The organism is Mariniradius saccharolyticus AK6 (assembly GCF_000330725.2).
Classification (GTDB): domain Bacteria; phylum Bacteroidota; class Bacteroidia; order Cytophagales; family Cyclobacteriaceae; genus Mariniradius; species Mariniradius saccharolyticus.
In genome coordinates, this window is the sequence record NZ_AMZY02000014.1 from 229,426 (window position 1) to 245,632 (window position 16,207).

The 16,207-nt window shown below is 47.9% G+C and carries 12 protein-coding genes; 1 reads left to right on the top strand and 11 read right to left on the bottom strand.

The annotated features are described in order from the left end of the window. Positions 1-14 precede the first annotated feature (14 nt). Positions 15-926: a DUF1684 domain-containing protein gene (locus tag C943_RS15280; protein WP_008629519.1), complete on the bottom strand. Its 912-nt coding sequence runs from the start codon at positions 924-926 to the stop codon at positions 15-17. A 151-nt stretch (positions 927-1,077) separates the two neighbouring features. Here C943_RS15280 and C943_RS15285 point away from each other — a divergent pair, with 151 nt between their 5' ends. Then, a complete protein-coding gene (locus C943_RS15285; RefSeq protein WP_157198567.1) occupies positions 1,078-1,845 on the top strand; it encodes a 3-keto-disaccharide hydrolase in 768 nt (255 codons plus the stop codon). 198 nt (positions 1,846-2,043) lie between these two features. On the opposite strand, the gene C943_RS15290 is transcribed toward C943_RS15285, so the two are convergent. The 10 genes from C943_RS15290 to C943_RS15335 all read right to left on the bottom strand — a co-directional run bounded on the left by C943_RS15290 (position 2,044) and on the right by C943_RS15335 (position 16,081). After that, positions 2,044-2,664 (bottom strand): Lcl C-terminal domain-containing protein, encoded by a 621-nt coding sequence (locus C943_RS15290; RefSeq protein WP_040480871.1) that lies wholly within the window; start codon positions 2,662-2,664, stop codon positions 2,044-2,046. 194 nt (positions 2,665-2,858) lie between these two features. Next, the gene (locus C943_RS15295; protein WP_008629524.1) at positions 2,859-3,656 is read right to left on the bottom strand and encodes an EcsC family protein; all 798 of its coding nucleotides are present in this window, start codon (positions 3,654-3,656) and stop codon (positions 2,859-2,861) included. A 36-nt stretch (positions 3,657-3,692) separates the two neighbouring features. Further along, positions 3,693-3,938: a hypothetical protein gene (locus C943_RS15300; protein WP_008629526.1), complete on the bottom strand. Its 246-nt coding sequence runs from the start codon at positions 3,936-3,938 to the stop codon at positions 3,693-3,695. A gap of 316 nt (positions 3,939-4,254) precedes the next feature. After that, a complete protein-coding gene (locus C943_RS15305; protein WP_040480874.1) occupies positions 4,255-6,348 on the bottom strand; it encodes a S9 family peptidase in 2,094 nt (697 codons plus the stop codon). Between the two features lie 94 nt (positions 6,349-6,442). Continuing rightward, positions 6,443-6,994, bottom strand: a complete 552-nt coding sequence (locus C943_RS15310) for a hypothetical protein (protein ID WP_008629530.1) — start codon at positions 6,992-6,994, stop codon at positions 6,443-6,445. Between the two features lie 142 nt (positions 6,995-7,136). Then, entirely contained in the window at positions 7,137-9,359 is a 2,223-nt protein-coding gene (locus tag C943_RS15315) for a sodium-translocating pyrophosphatase (protein WP_008629532.1), read from the bottom strand. A 460-nt stretch (positions 9,360-9,819) separates the two neighbouring features. Further along, entirely contained in the window at positions 9,820-12,771 is a 2,952-nt protein-coding gene (locus tag C943_RS15320) for an FAD-binding and (Fe-S)-binding domain-containing protein (protein ID WP_040480876.1), read from the bottom strand. A gap of 202 nt (positions 12,772-12,973) precedes the next feature. Continuing rightward, positions 12,974-14,170, bottom strand: coding sequence for a glycosyltransferase family protein (locus tag C943_RS15325; protein ID WP_008629534.1), 1,197 nt, complete (start codon positions 14,168-14,170; stop codon positions 12,974-12,976). Between the two features lie 258 nt (positions 14,171-14,428). Next, positions 14,429-15,490: a glycosyltransferase family 4 protein gene (locus tag C943_RS15330; RefSeq protein WP_008629538.1), complete on the bottom strand. Its 1,062-nt coding sequence runs from the start codon at positions 15,488-15,490 to the stop codon at positions 14,429-14,431. A gap of 198 nt (positions 15,491-15,688) precedes the next feature. Beyond that, on the bottom strand, positions 15,689-16,081 hold the full coding sequence (locus tag C943_RS15335; RefSeq protein WP_008629541.1) for a four helix bundle protein: 393 nt from the start codon (positions 16,079-16,081) through the stop codon (positions 15,689-15,691). Positions 16,082-16,207 lie beyond the last annotated feature (126 nt).

Here is a 16,207-nt window from a genome sequence, read left to right on the forward strand (position 1 = left end):
AGGGTAGAATCCCCTCAATGGTCCCCATAAGTCTTTTCACCCGCTTCGATCGCAAGCTCAAGAATATTCTGTTTGGGTGGTAAGGGACAAGTAGCAAAAGGAGTGAAAACACAAGGAGGATTGTACGCCTTGTTGAAATCAATAATGACTTCGTCCCCCTCCACAGGCTTTTTCACATACAAGTACCTACCTGCACCATAGGTCTCCGCCCCGGATGTTTGGTCTGCAATGATGAGGTACAACTCATCCTCCGCATCCAATGCGTCAATTCTGAATGTTTTCCCCTCCTTCTCAAACTCCAAATACCCTGGGGAAGGATTGGGTGTTGTCTGTCCGAGGACATTGGTGATCATGATGTCCTTTTGGGGCACATAGGGTACAAATTTGGCCTTCAGTCTCCAAGCCAAATCCACAGGATACCTTTCAATGCCATGGAAATCCATCACCGCAGGTGACTCCAAATCACGGATCCGCACACCATAGGCATCGGCCCGTTTGATAATTGTCCAGCGCAGGGTTTGGTATTGCAGGTTTGCATTCAGTTTTTGCTCTTCGTCAAAAATCAGGGTCTTTCCCTCAATGGAAGCAGAGTCCGCCATGATACCCGCAACTGAAGGACTGAAAAAGACCTTCCCCTGTTCAAGCGTGAAATCACCCAACATGCCCTGAAACTTATCGGTATTCAACCTGACCGAAGCGGTGGAATCTGTACCGAACGAATTGCTTCCCTCCTTCAGCCACTCCAAACCGATCAAATTGAGCCATCCATTTTCCTTCTTGAGCGAAATTACACGGTTTTGGTACCATTCCTCCACCTCTGATTGATGGGCTGCCGCGTCTATTTCATGGCCTGATTTGGAGGACTTTCCACAACCGAAAAGGAAAAAGGACAATACGAAAACAAGGTTCAAATACCGAAATGCCATAGATGGATAGGTTTACCGGGGAAATTTAGAACCTTTCGCAGAATATTTTCAACCAGCTATCAATTTCTCTAACCGGGCCCCGCCAAACATGCAATCCCACTTTCATAAATCCCGGATGCTGGCTATATTCCAAAAACAAAACCCGAAAACCATGCAGACCCGACCCCAATTCCTATTGTTACTCCTTTTTTTACTCGGCCCATTTTGCCTTCAGGCCCAAACCGGTGTCGGTGTCAAAAAGGAAAAAGGCGCCATCCAACTCTTTGATGGAAGTAGAAAGTCACTGGACAAGAATTGGAAGTATTGGGAAGGTCCGCGCTTCAAGGCCCAAATGCCCATCAAATGGGAAATCGTACCGGATCCGGTGGATAAAGGTACGGTTGTCAGCAGCAACGACCCAGCTGCGGCAGGTGGGCTTTATGGGGCCGCGGACATTGTCACAATTCAGGAGTTCCAGGACTTCCGGTTGCACGTAGAGTTTTTGGTTCAAAATGAAGGCGGAAACTCCGGCGTATACCTCCAAAACCGCTATGAAATCCAAATCCTCGACGGTGACTATGGACTTCACGGGATGGCTGCCATCATCAACGAACACTTGCCTACCGTCAAAGCCTACAATGGCGTCGGAAAATGGAATGCCTATGACATCCATTTCAAAGCGGCTCGGTTTGAGAACGGAAAACTGACAGAAAAGGCTCGTGTCACCATCTATTTCAACGGTCAAAAAATCCATGAAGACAAAGAAATCCAGCAAGTCTGGGGCGGACCCAACTCCGGTATTGACGGAGGAAACGACAAAGGCAAAGGTATCACGGATAGACCGGGAGGCATCAAGCTACAGGCTGAGGGCCACAATGTGCTCTACCGCAACATCTGGATCAAGGAAGTCAATTTGGACGGAAAAGGAACAGACTTTTAAGCCAACATATCTAGCGTGGTCCAGTTTTTCCTTTCAGAAAAAGTATGAATTTGAGCCATGTTTCCATTTAAAATCATTCCCAAACATTGACCTTCAATTCTGTCCACCCAGCTAAAATCAATACGCTACACGCCTAAGGGCACAAAAAAACCTGAGATTCAAAACTCAGGTTTTTTTATGCCATTAAACACCTTCCCGTTAGAAAAACCGAATCAGGCGTACCCTGTGGTATTCACTCTTATTTCGGGAAGTTAGTTCACCAGTGATAAATGACATCACACAAGCAGCATTCTCGTTGGTTTCACAAGAACTCCAGTATTCCTCTACGGAGAAACCACCAATCTTATCACGGTTCTGATAAAGATAATTCATTTCTTTCAAGCTCGGCATAAACCAATCCTGTTGCCCAGTCGCTGCCCTAAATTCTACAGCCAATTTTGCGGCAACGGTCCCGTCATTGTTGGGATGACATTGGGTTGGATTGGTATAATAATTCGGCAATGCATCATGCCATTCAACGACCCGCTTCGTATTTTCCCTGCCCCGACCTATTTCAGGAGAGGTACCAGTAACCCTGGTTCCTTGACAGCCCCATTGGGATTCAAACACCTGATCCGTTGGCGCGACAACTATTCCATGGGTTTCCCCAAGTACGTAAAACGGTTCACCGGGCTGAAAAATGTGGGCTACTATCCCACCCTCATACACTTCACCGACTTCGATTTCCAGCTGTGCTGGCTCTTCCTTCACACATGCTGTCAACGCAAATTGAACAATAAGCAGGGAGACCAAAAAATTGATGATTCTTCTATTCTTCATAACTAAATTAATTCTAGGGCGATTAATTACCATCAAATTTATTTGTTTTTGTGTGATTTAATCCAAGTCCTTTGAAAATTATTTGGATGTAGGGGAAGTTTAGGCACTCAAACTTGTCAAATCCTTTGGTCCCTTGCAATTGTATGCGTCAGGAGGAAATTACTACCTCTTATACTTCTATTCTTAATAACCTATCAAACATCCCACTTGAAATGGCGCATCCGATAACATTGCTTTGCGATTTGACCGAGCTTGGCGGAAAGCTTGTAATTGGCGACCGCACCCACGGGTGCTCCAATAATGGGTATCAACTGCACCAACTTTGCCAAATCCAAATAATCCCGATATTCCAACTGAAAGTCACGCCAATCAAAATCGGATGTTTCTGGCGGCAAACCCGCCACGTACTCATCCCAATTTTCGATAATCCCAATCGTCCGGTTCCTGGAATGCTGACTCGAAAATGTAATCTTAAAGACATAGAGGATATACAATCGTTCCTCAAATTTCCTTACATCATAGCCGTAGGCAGCCGCAATCTCAAACAGCATTTTCATCTTGATGGTAAGAAAAGCGGGAAAATCCGCCAAGCCCAGCAAGATTCCCCCTGCCCCAGTAACCGCACCCTCTACGGAGGCAGTATTTTGATAAATCCGAATAATCTTCTCTACCTTCGCCTCCCTTTGCTGCAGATTCAGGCCCTGTAAGGGAGCGGGCGTTATAAACTTGGTTCCCAACAAAACTCCTTTGACCATTTTTTCGATCGCATAAGTCACGACCTGATGGACTTTCTCAGGTATCAATTCATTGATGCCGGATTGCGTGATCTTGGCCAAACGACTCAGAAAAGCCGGTTTCTTCTTGTTTTGGGCCAACCATGCGCTCATCTCGGCCATTGCCTTTTCCTCGTAAAAAGGATCCTGTACAAAACTGTCGGTCAATGTTTCTGCCATACCACTAACAACGAAAAATCCCCTGCTAAGGTAATCCAAGGCTTGGGAATTTTGCACCTTGACCGCAACAAAGATTCAAAAACGCTCCCTTTCCCTTACGACCAACAACCAACCATCTCCCAATTCCACATAACCATATTCAAAACAATAAATATAGGTACTCCCCTTCCAATTCGTAAAAGTATGGGTATGATAAGTGAAGCAATAGCCCAAACGGACCAATTTATCCTTTGGAACCTTCACCTTCTCTACGCCGTCGGCCACGATACTCTCTAGGATATTGCGGTTAAGTTTGAGATAATTGATGACATTCCTAACCATTGGACTATCACAATTCCGCTTTTGGTTGTTAAAACTGTTGCGGCAGTAGTCGTCGCAAAACTTCTTGTCCGCCCTTCCGTGGATCAGTTTGCCACAATAATGACAATTTTTCTTTACAAGGAACATAGGAATAAAAGCAAACGGGATTAAAAAAAACACTAAGAGTAAATCTAATATAACTAATTTCAAATTGCAATCCCCTATAGTGAATATTTTTGAAAAATTAGGCAAAAAATTAACATATCCCATTTCACTGGTTTTGTTTTAGGTTGAAATCGATCAACCTACTGAAACATAGTGCTTTGAATAGCCTATCCTAGGGCTTCAAATGCTTCTTCAAAAAATCCACAGTTGCCTGATTGACCAGGACCAGATTGGTAAACTTCATCCAATGGTGGCTATCGTCCGGAATCATCAGGTACTCGAACGGCATCTTCTTTTCCTCAAATCTCCTCACCAAATCGGTCGTCTGTGACACTTGGACATTGCGGTCGTCGTCACCATGGATAAACAGTACCGGTGACTTCCAAGAATCCAAATAGGCCAAGGGGGATGAAAACCAAGCCGTACGCACCGCTTTCTCAAAATCCGGCGCCTTCTCATAGCCTTCGGGCATTTCCAATCTCGTGCTCAGGTTGTGTACTCCATGAATATCTACGCCCACTTTGAACAAATCCGAATCCTTACCCAAAGCCAGGGCTGTCAAATACCCACCATAGGACCCACCATAAATTCCGATTCTGGCAGAATCCACCTGCGCCAAGCCAGCCAAATACTCCCCGGCCGCCTTTACGTCCAGGTACTCCTCGGCGCCTTGCCAATAAGTCCTTGGTGCTTTGTGAAACTCATATCCATACCCAATTCCCAATCGAAAGTTGACAGCCAAAACCACAAAACCCATCTCCGCAAGGTATTGGTTGATCGCATAGGTATTGGAATAATAATCCCCATAATGCCAGCCCAAGAGCATCTGCCGCTGCGGCCCTCCATGGACAAAAAGTACCGCAGGCTTTTTGGCAGGCCCTCCTTCCTTCTCGAAAAGCTGTCCATGGATTTCCATGCCGTCCGATGAGGTGAAAACCACCTGTTTTGGCTTTACCAAGAATGCGCTTGGAAAATCACTCGGCAACAATTCCTTTCCAATCAATTTGGGAGTCCTGGTTTTCAAATCCAGCAGTGTAGGCATCAAGGGCCGTTGATGGTCCGCCGACAAATAGGCCAAGGTACCCAAATCGGAAAGCACCACAGGGATCGCTTCAATGCCCTCACCCGCTGTGACCATACTCATCGATCCATCCAATATCGAAACCATCCCGATATGCCTGCGGTCGATATCTTCGGCCAGATTTCCGGTATTGGCTGAGAAAACCAGAGACTTGCCATCGGGCGACAATTGGATATGCTCTACCATAAAGTTCCCCTTGGTCAGTTGGCGCGACGGGCCTACCTCCGCATCCATGGCATACAGATGGGGCCATCCATCCTCGTAGGACAAATACACAATCTTGTTATCAGCGGCCCAGTGGAGATTGAATCCCCCATGGGTGGTAGGCACCGAACCACGCAGGGTCTCCGGTGATTTCCATCTTTTACTTCCGACTCCGGATTGCACATCCGCCACCCAGATTTCCCAAGGGCTGTGTCTTTGTACCAACAGCGGAAGTTCTTCCCCTTTTCCACCCGGCAACCTCACAAATGCCAAACGATTGCCTTCAGGCGACCACCTTGGACTCACATCCCTGCTAAAGGAAGGACTGATCCATTTAATTTGACTCCCACCTTGGGTGAATACCCCAATGAGGGAATGTGTAGTGCGGTTCGCCACAAAAGCCAAAGATTTCCCATCGGGTGACCATTGCAGCGAATGTGCACTTCCCTTTACCTCAAAAAGCTGCTGCGGACTCCCCCCTGCCAATGCCGCCGACCAGACTTGCCGATTCTTGATAAATGTGATTGCCTGATTATCCGGTGAAATCACAGGCTCATCGCCCTCCCCAACGAGCTCCGGCTTTCCGGCCGGCAAGGAAATCTTCCAAATCTGCACCTTGGGCATCATCAATTCCTGTGAAGGATTGATCCCGATGTTGTAGTCCCAATTGCTGCCATGTTCGCCTCCCTGTACGAAAACAAGCCATTTTCCATCGGGGCTGAATTGCATGCTGCTGATCTCCTGACCGTCGTCATTGCCAAAAGCAGTGAGCCTTTTGGCTGAGAAATCAGGTCCCTGTGCCAGATAGATATTCCTTATCCCCTTTTCGTTCGCTGCCCAGGCCACAGCTTGATTTGTCGGCGAGGCAATCAACTCGGTTGGAAATGGATAAGAAGATATCTGCTCCATGGTAAAGGACTGAGCATGGACTGATCGGGAAATCACGAGGGATAGGAAGCAAACAAGCAGCAATCTGGTCATGGCATTCTAGGTTGTTCAGTACAATTTATGGAAATCCAAGGCAAAAAAAAACCGGAGCCATTGCCCCGGATTTACACAACAAATTCCCAACCAATTAGGGCTGCGGCTTTCTTCCCGAGAGTGGGAAATTAAATCCCACAAACAACTGCACAGGCCAAGGTTCGGTCAAATCAGTAATATTGGGGTTGTTTTTGATATCGTCAAAGGAATCCTTGTATTCCTGCGAACGAGCAGGAACCAACAGTCCAAAATCCCAAAAAGCCCCCTGATATCCTGCGGAATTGACACGAATGCCCAAACCACCAGTTACACCCCTGAAGGAATCATCCAAATTCTGTGCGCCTTGGATCTTGATAACTGCGTTATACCCATACATGCCGGTTAGGAAAAACTCCGTCTTCTTCTTGCTTGGGAAAATGTATTGGGCTCCAAAGTTGGTACCCAAACCGACCAGGTTGTAGCCAAATCCAGCAAATAGAGCAAGTTGGTTGGCAGGATTAAAGCTGAATTTACCCCCAAATCCACCATACGGCAGTCCTATCCCAACACCCAAGGCTACATTTCCTTTGGTCGAACCAAGGTTTTGTCCCTTTGACAGGAAGGGAACACTACAAACAATTAGGGCAATTAATAGAAATTTTCTCATGAAATTTACTTTTTTGAGTTATGTAGCGATCAAGTTAGTCTAAAAAGTCAAGCATCTGACGAAATCACACTGAAAAATATCTGAGCATTAAAAAAGCCACCCAAATTGCTTCAGGTGGCTTTTTTTTGGTTTTTTCAACCAATTATTTATTCACAGTCACAGTGACTTTTTCGACTTTCTTACCGTCTTCGTAGGTAACTTCTTTCTTAATGTCGACATTCTCCTTGGAAGCATGGGTATGTGACCCACCATCGGAAATATGCGGCGCAATGATCAATGCCACAATCGAAGTCAATTTGATCAAGATGTTCATGGATGGGCCGGAAGTGTCTTTAAATGGATCACCAACTGTATCACCCGTCACGGAAGCCTTGTGGGCATCGGAACCTTTGAACTCCATTTTGCCGTTGATTTCCACGCCTTTTTCGAAGGATTTCTTCGCATTGTCCCAAGCACCACCGGCATTGTTTTGGAAAATACCCATCAACACGCCTGACACGGTAATACCGGCCAACAAACCACCCAATACCTCAGGGCCAAAGGCAAAGCCTACGATCATTGGCGCCAAAAGCGCAATTGCACCCGGCATCACCATCTCGCGGATGGAAGCTTTGGTGGAGATCTCTACGCACTTCTCATACTCAGGCTTGGCCTTGTATTCCATGATGCCCGGAATCTCGCGGAACTGCCTTCTTACCTCATTCACCATGTCCATAGCTGCACGGCCTACCGCCGCAATCGCCAAAGAAGAGAAGATAAACGGAATCATCGCACCGACAAACAAGCCAGCCAATACATCCGCTTTATAAATATCGATCGAGTTGATCCCCGCCAAGCCAACATAAGCAGCAAACAAAGCCAAAGCGGTCAAAGCTGCAGAAGCAATCGCAAAGCCCTTTCCTGTCGCAGCAGTGGTGTTACCCACGGCATCCAAAATATCCGTTCTTTCACGGACTTCTTTTGGCAAACCAGACATCTCAGCGATACCACCGGCATTGTCGGCAATAGGTCCAAAAGCATCAATCGCCAACTGCATCGCAGTCGTCGCCATCATACCTGCAGCAGCAATAGCGACACCATAAAGGCCCGCGGCCAAGAAGGAACCATAAATACCGGCAGCCAAGACCAGAATCGGAATCACGGTGGACTCCATACCGATCGACAAGCCACCGATGATATTGGTCGCATGGCCAGTAGAAGACTGCTTGATGATGGAATTAACGGGACGTTTGCCCATGGCTGTGTAATACTCAGTCACAGCACTCATCAAAGCACCCACGATCAAACCGATCACCACGGCACCGAATACACCCATTTTGGTAAAGGCAATGGAACCACCTCTTGAAAGCACCAATTCGCCTTCAGGTAGCATGTAGTCAATCAAAAAGTAGGAAGCGCCTACGGTCAAAAGGATGGAAATCCAGTTTCCTTTGTTGAGGGCAGCCTGCACACTGTCAGTATCTTTGCTGATTTTCACAAAGAATGTCGAAATGATGGAAAAGAGCAAGCCCATTCCAGCAATCACCAAAGGCAACAATACGGGAGCAATCCCGCCAAAATTATCATTGGACACGATCTCACGGCCCAAAACCATGGAAGCCAAAATCGTCGCTACATAAGAACCAAACAAGTCAGCACCCATACCAGCCACGTCACCTACGTTGTCGCCCACGTTGTCAGCGATTGTCGCAGGGTTTCTGACGTCGTCTTCAGGAATACCTGCTTCCACTTTACCCACCAAGTCAGCACCTACGTCGGCAGCCTTGGTATAGATACCGCCACCCACACGGGCAAACAAAGCGATGGACTCAGCACCAAGCGAGAAACCCGCCAATACTTCCAAGGCAGTCGCCATGGCTGCACCATTGACATCACCACCTGTGGAGACTACAAATACATTATAAAACACAATAAAAAGCGAGCCCATCCCGAGTACAGCCAAACCAGCAACACCAATACCCATCACGGAACCTCCAGTAAAGGAAACGTTCAAGGCATCTTTCAAGGATGTTTTCGCGGCTTGGGTGGTACGCACGTTGGCTTTGGTGGCAATGTTCATTCCCAAATAGCCTGCGAATGCGGAAAGAACCGCACCGATCACAAAAGATACTGCAATCACAGGGGAGGAATGCTCCACAAGTGTGCCCGACCAGGCCAACAAAATTGCGGCGATTACCACAAAATAGGCGAGAATCTTCCATTCTGCCCTTAAAAATGCCATGGCGCCTTTGGCAATATGACCTGCCAGTTCAGACATGTTGCTGTCGCCGGCGTCCTGTTTGGTTACCCAGGCAGATTTGACCGCCATCACGATCAAACCGATAATCCCCATCAAAGGGACCACATATACAAATGATTGTTCCATAAACTATTTTGAGTTTACCCTGATTTTTTTAATCCGACAAAGATATTAACATTCATGTACCCTGCAAGGCCGGAAAAAATCAAATAAACCTGAAAAATTGGGGGAGAATTGGTACTTAGTACCAAAAACCAAGTACAAAGTTTGCAACAGCCAGGAAAATTGGTGCCCCGGAAGCCCTCGACCTCCAATCCCGATGCTGCTTTCCGGAATCATGGATTTTCCCGGAAGGCATTTTTAGACCGACCCGAAACTCAGATGGAGACAATCCCCCAACCCCAAAGTCCAGCCAACGGCAGGCAGGGGTTGAACTGCGCCACAAAAAACCAACACCACATTTGCACTCCCCCTACTTCGTACATCGTACTTGGTACATTGTACTACTCCTTTACTTCCTTACTTCCTACCTCGTACTTCGTACATCGTACTTGGTACATCGTACTTGGTACATTGTACTTCGTACTTACTTCCCTTCCAACGCCTCCCACAGTATCTCCACCGGATGCAATGCCTTCCGGCCCGTCCCATCCGCAATCTGATGCCTGCAAGAAGTCCCCGGTGCTGCAATCACGGTATCGGCATCCGCTTTTCTCACGGCCGGAAACAAGACCAATTCGCCCACCTGCTGCGAGACTTCAAAATGCTCCGCCTCGTATCCGAAGCTTCCTGCCATGCCACAGCAACCGCTTGGAATGGTTTCCACGGTATAATTGGCAGGGAGGGAAAGGATCTTTTGCGTCCAAGACAGAGATGAAAGTGCCTTTTGGTGGCAATGTCCATGGAGCTTGATCTTCTTGGCATCGGTGTTGAAAGATTCAGGTTTGATATTGCCAGCGGCGACTTCCTTACCCAAAAACTCATCTATCAGCTGCACATGGAATTTCAATTTTTTCGCTGCAGCTACCAATTCCGGACCGACAATCCGTGGATACTCGTCCCTGAAACTCAGAATTGCCGAGGGTTCCAAACCAACCAATGGGGTATTGCCATCGATCAGTTTTTCAAAAATCCGCACATTCGCTTCGGCATGTTTCTTGGCTTTGATCAAAAGCCCCTTGGAAAGGGCAGACCGACCACTTTCCTCGTGATCCACGACCTTCACTTCATAGCCCAATTTCTTCAAAAGGGATATGGCCTTGATGCCGATCTGCGTATCGTTGTGGTTGGTAAACTCGTCCACGAAGAAATATACCGACTTGATGACCTTTGCGGCACCCGGTAAGGCCGCATACTGATGCCTGTACCATTTCCTCAAACTGACAGGACTGATTTCCGGGAGTTGACGCTGGGGAGCCACGTTCAAAACCTTCTTCATCAAGCCCCCTGTTAGCGGATTGCCCAAAAAGAAATTGGCAATCGCAGGCACCTTGGAACCCAGCTCATTCAATTCGTTGATATATGCGAATGCCTTGGAGCGCAATGGCACCCCATGGGTTTTCTGGTATTGGAACAAAAACTCGGCCTTCATGCTGGCCATGTCCACATTGGAAGGACATTCGGCGGTACAGCCTTTGCAACTTAGGCAAAGGTCCAATGCCTCCTTGATTTCGGGATGGTCAAAGGCATTTTCCTTTTTATCCAAGGTCAAAAATTCCCTGAGGGTATTGGCACGGCCACGTACTGTATCCCGTTCGTTGCGGGTGGCCATGTAGGACGGACACATCGTGCCCCCCGAGCCCGGCAGCTTGCGACAATCCCCCGAACCGTTGCACTTTTCGGCCAAGCGCAGGATGCCACCCACGCCTGAGAAATCCAGAACCGTCTCAGGCTCGGGCGTTTTCATTCCGGGCTCATAGCGCAGAAACTGGTTCATGGGCGCAGTATCTACAATTTTCCCGGGGTTGAAAATATTATCCGGATCCCAGGTGTATTTGATCCTGCGGAAAAGTTGGTAATTTTTCTCGCCCACCATGATGGGGATAAAGGGCGCACGGACCCTGCCGTCCCCATGTTCACCACTTAGCGAGCCGTTGTATTTTTTCACCAACTTGGCGGAGGCTTCCGATATCTTGAAGAATTCCTCCACGTCGGCAGCTTTTTTCAGGTCCAAGATTGGACGGATATGGATCTCCCCGGCACCGGCATGGGCATAGTGCACGACCTGCTCCTGCCCAAATCCCTTCAGCGTCTCATCCAACTCATCGATATAATCGGCCAAATCCGCAATATCCACCGCCGTATCCTCAATACAGGCCACCGCCTTGGGGTCTCCGGGGATATTGCCCAAAAGTCCCAATCCTGCTGCCCGCAAAGCCCAAGCCGAAGCCGTCTTGTCCGGACCAATGATTGGATAGGCATACCCATAGCCGCCTGCTTTCAGGTCAGCAATCAAGGCCTCCCCCTTGGCCATGGCTTCCTCCAAGGTCTTTCCACGAAATTCAATCATCAACAATGCCGCAGGATCCCCTTCGACGAAATATCGGTTCTTCGAATACTCGATGCTCTCTTTGGTACAGTCGAGGATAATCTTGTCCATCAGTTCGACGGCAGTCGCCGGGTGCTTCATGGCAACTTGGGCAGACTTCATGCTTTGGTGGATGCTTTCAAAATGAGCGGCCACCACAATCTCCACCGGATCGGGAAGCGGGTCGAGCGCGATTTTGATCTCGGTGGTGAAAGCCAAAGTCCCCTCCGAACCGGCCAACAACTTGCAGAAGTTGAACTTCTCGGCTCCTTCAAAAATTTCCGCCTTCAGCAGTTCGTCCACGGCATAGCCTGTATTGCGGCGGTGGATGGATTTCTTCGGAAACTGCGCATGGATTTCTTCCCGCACTTCGGGATCGCCAAGCTCGGTAAGTATCTGCCGATAGATTTCACCTTCCCGGTCGTTTTGTCCACACTTTTTGTCAAAATCCTCCTTGGAGATTTCGCCAAACACCACCTTCCTGCCATCACTCAAGATCGTGTCCAAGGAAATCACCTTATCGCGGGTGACTCCATAGACAATCGAAGTAGTCCCAGAGGAATTGTTGCCGACCATGCCACCGATCATGGCCCGGTTGGCGGTAGATGTAATCGGGCTAAAAAACAGTCCGTGGGGCTTCAAAAAGCGGTTGAGTTCATCCCGCACCACGCCCGGCTGCACGCGCACCCAGCGTTCTTCCTTGTTGAATTCCAGAATCTTGGTAAAATGTTTCGACACGTCCACCACAATGCCATTCCCTACACATTGGCCTGCCAGCGAAGTGCCCGCCGTCCGAGGAATCAGCGAGGTCTGATTTGCTCTGGCAAAATCAATCAGGACAACAATGTCCTTCTCGGTTTTGGGAAAAGCCACAGCCAATGGAATCTCCCGGTACACCGAAGCATCCGTGGCATAGATGGCCTTGGTAAGGCGGTCAAATCTCAGCTCCCCCTCCAACTGCGAGGCGAGCTTCTCCAATAAAGGCAATAGGTTAGGTTTGGTCAAAGTCATGGCTCAAAAATAGCGAATTGGAGGATTGGAAGATTGGATAACCCATGGAATTACAACCCCAGAAAAAAAGAAATCCGCCGAGGCGGATCGTGATTGCTTGGAAAAAAGTTTTAGCTTGATTGCTATATCTTGTTATCCGCGTTTATGCCAGTAATAGACTTACTGGCAGCTTCACGGATATACATGTTACTATATACCTGCCCTATTTAAAAATTGGCAGGTAATCCCTTACAGCCCGTTCCAAACTGAACTCGGCCGCGGCAAATTCCCTGATCTTTCCGGGATCCAAATCCTTGACTCCCTCCAGCCACTTCAAACAAGCCTCCTCATTTTCCGGGTCCAGAAAAAAGGCAAACTCCTTGGAACCAATTTGCTGCTCCGTGTCCCCGACACCCCTTGAGGCAATCACAGGCAACCCCAATAACAAATACTCCCCCAATTTGATCGGCGCCAATCCCACCAAACTCGGGGCAAATTTCCGTAAACTCAATCCCACATCCCCCGCACTCAGGTACTTGGGAATTTCCTGAAAACTTCCGCTGCGAACCACGATGGCTTCCGATAAACCATTGGGAATCTTACCTTCCAAAAAATCCCCCTGCCGGGTCAATATCAAAAACTTGGATTTGGGATGCTTTGCATGAAACCTCCCAAAAAGCGACAACATCCTGTCCACTTCATAGGGAATGCCCAAGCTTCCGGTATATACCCAAAGCATTTCGCCCTCAGCAAGGCCTAAAGATTCTCGTACTTGCTTTCTACTTTTCGGGTCAGGTTGGAAGAAATCCGCGTCGCGACCATTCGCTACCTTGAGGAATTTCGGTTGGTACTGTTCTCCGATATTTTTGAGGTGGATATCAATAGCGGCCTGTGAGCGACTGAGCACCAAATCCGCATGCTGTATCATTTTGGTCTCCTCTGCCTTGAGTTTTCTGTACTGATAACTCTTGGTTTTCAAGCCTGCAAAATCAACTCGCTCTTCCAAGGGCAAGCCATCTGCGTCGAACACCACCTTTACCTTTCCCCGTTTCAGCCAATCCCAAAGCCGGTTTACCATCATGGCAGGCATCGTCGAGCGTGGCATCAACACATCAATCCCTTGCTCCCGAACATAGTCACGGATAATCCTTACTCCTTGATAAACAGTCCAAAGCGCCCCCAAACCAGCTAATGGCCTGCGATGAATCGGAAACTGGGAATAGAAAATCCCCATACCTGCTGCCAGTTGTTGGATGCGGTGTACCTCTTGGGGTTTCGCCCAGGAAAACTGCAGCACATGCGCTTCCAGCCCCACCGCTTCCCCGAGCCCCATCAGAATCGGAAAAAACAGCGACTCCAAATAGTTGCTCTGATCCGAGTCCCAGGTCACAAAAAGTAGTTTTTTCTTCGTCAATCCCATGCTGACGCGTTAGTCGTTATTTGGCTATTAGTTATTGGTTATTGGTAAAGAAAGTCCATAGTCGATAGTCCATAGACGATAGAAAAAACCCCGAATGGCTCCCTTTTTAATTATGAATTATTAATTCTCAATTATCAATTTCGATCCCCTTCTTCGTACTTGGTACCGTCATTGTGAATTCCAAATCCTCCATTCCCCTGTCGCTTGCCTCTTCTTCGTACATCGTACTTTGTACTTGGTACCCAAATTCATCACTCATCATTCCGAATTCCCAACCTCCCCCCTCATCCTCCCAAAATTCCCCTCCAGGGTATACTCCTTTTGCACCAAGCCAAATCCGTTTTCGCCCATCTTCCTACGCAACACAGCATCTTGGACCAAGGTGCGCAATGCCGCAAGCCAGGATTCTCCATCTTTCGCCAAAAAACCATTAACCCCCTCTTCCACCACATCCAAATTCATCCCTACCGGAGAAGCGATTACGGGAAGGCCACAAGCCATGTATTGGATCAATTTATAGGCACATTTCCCTTTTTCCCAAGGCGTATCCGGCAAAGGCATCAGCCCAATATCCATCTCCCGAATCGCCGCAACTTCCCCTTCCTCAGTCCAAGGAATCAGCCGCATCGGCCCATCAAACTTCCACTTCACCTTCCCATTCACCAACAACACCTCCGCGTCATACTCCATGCAAATCTGCTCCAATTCAGGCCGAATCAGATTCAGATACTTCAAGGTACTCGGTGAACCTATCCAACCAATCCGAACAGTGCCACCATCGGACCAAGTCTTCGGTCCATACTTTTTCGTATCGATCACGGTCGGCAGCCTGACGATTTTCTTGGCCCCGGCATGCTGCGCACGCTGTTCCAAATAGGAATTCCCCACAAAAACCACATTGGCATACCGCATTACGCGGTCTATTTTGTCCGAAAAAATCCTCCTTACCCAAGGCCGTCTCGCTTGGTCATAGCGATGGAACACGGCGTCATCATAATCCACAAAATACCCCTTTCCGACCTTGGCCAAAATCCACTCGGCCCAAGCAGGCACAAAGGGAAACAGTTCCTTCTCAATCCAAACATCGGTATACCTCCAGGCCCCCAACAACACCCATAACCGCTGAAAATAACACCTGAGCAGATTCCAAGTATCCAAGCCCTCTCCTTTGTACCGCTCTTGCAGGTACTGCTCATTGAAAAAAGGTGATACCTTCACACTATACCCCGCCCCTTCCCAATTCGGCAAAAACTGATACGTCCTCAGCCTACTCGACGCCCCCATGCGGGGATATTTGGGGAGGAAAAGGATTTTGGACATTTAGGCTTGGGAAATTTTGAAAAATGGGGGATAAGGGATAGGGGAAGAGGGAAAAGTGAACAAGCGAATGGGAAGATAAGGGATGAGGGAGGGCCGACCAGGAAGATTCGGGTAACGTGTGACTTGGGCGGGATTGGAGATTAGCAATCGTGGGAAAAGGAGGCAGAGACTCTTTCCCGAATCTCTATTCTCTATCTCCTAGTATCCTTTTTCGCCGCTGTCGGCCTTTTTCTTCACATATTTAATATACCCATTCAATACCCTGATTGCGCTAAGGGTTTGGGATTTTAAGCAATCAAATTCTTCCAATGAAATATATCCACAATCTCTTGCTTCTATCAAATGATCAATTATCTCAGCGAGCGATCCTCTGCTGTTATAGTAAAACTTCCTACTATCCAAATAATGAAATCTCCCCCAACCTTCAGCAATATTCGCTGTAGCTGACCTCGATGCACTCTGAATTTGTGAATAGAGTTCAAACCGCTCAGGCTTTGGAAGTTTATCCAAAACTATTCTCTTGATGTCTGTTTTCAATTCATAGGCCTTCTGCCAGCAAACTAGATCTTCAAAAGAATCATGCTTTTCCATTTTTCGCAGATCAACAATCCAAATAAATGTAAAGAATAGGACGAAAATCAAAAAATCCGTCCCTCCGAATCCCCAAGCTACTTTTCCCTAGTCCCTTCTCCCAAATCCCCTTTCGCCTTATCCCGT